This window comes from Photorhabdus kleinii (assembly GCF_025384885.1).
Classification (GTDB): domain Bacteria; phylum Pseudomonadota; class Gammaproteobacteria; order Enterobacterales; family Enterobacteriaceae; genus Photorhabdus; species Photorhabdus kayaii.
Genome location: NZ_JAJAFY010000148.1, coordinates 1 through 912, shown reverse-complemented (window position 1 = coordinate 912; position 912 = coordinate 1). Strand labels below are relative to the sequence as shown.

1 pseudogene is annotated in these 912 nt (G+C 45.9%); it reads right to left on the bottom strand.

What is annotated here, in order from left to right:
- Positions 1 to 912, bottom strand: a pseudogene (locus LG003_RS23090) (phage tail tape measure protein); the annotation flags it as partial.

The following is a 912-nucleotide window of genomic DNA, read 5'->3' as shown; positions in this document are numbered from 1 at the left end:
GGCTTTGCTGTCACTCATATCAATACCGTAAAAATTCAGCTCAAAAGTGTAATTGTCACTCGCTCTTTGCCGCTCATTTCTATTTCCGTTCAGATCAATCGGTACCGGAATGCCAGCGAACGCCGGTTGTGGTTCTGGCAGCACCGCATTTGCAAGCCCCATCGCAGAATCTTTTAGTCGAGATAACAATGAGGCACGCGGTACATTCAATTGGGGCTCACGATACGCGCCATCTATTGCAGTCACGGCGGGATAATTCTTAAAGACAATTTCACCCAGTTTATTCGCGTCAGCGAGTGATGCAGTATTTTGTAATGATGTATTTGTGGTTCCCCCGCCTGTCTGATTCTTATTGTTCTTTTTATCTCCTTTAGGGGTGTAAACCTCGGTACCGAATGCCGGTATATTGGTTTTTTTATCATTACCAGCTACTTCATCAGCTTTTTTGCCTGCTTGTTTGATTGGTTCTTCGGCGCCGGGTTTCCATTCTTCCTTGACCATTTTTTTTAATTTATCATCCCATCGCCACGCAACCCCATCACCGACTTCGGCAGGTTTGATAGGCTCACCAGCCTTATTCATGACCTGAGCAGCTTCAGCGGCGGCTTTTGTGGCATCGGGAATCGCGCCAAGTTTTTCAAGCAGCCAGCTAACGCCCTCGGCTACTTTCAAAATGACGGATACTACAGCACCGATTGCTTTTCCGACAATTTCCCCAAATGTTTTTCCGGCTTCTGTACACGCTTTCAAATCTTCTGATGTGGTATTGACGGGTTCAAATAGTTTTGTGAACCAGTCCCACACTTTTTTAACTGCATTCGCAATACCATCAAAAATAGGCGCAAATGGCGCAAACGCAGCGTTAAATGCCTGTTTAATCGGCGCCAGCCCTTCAATCAAGCCGGAAAAAAA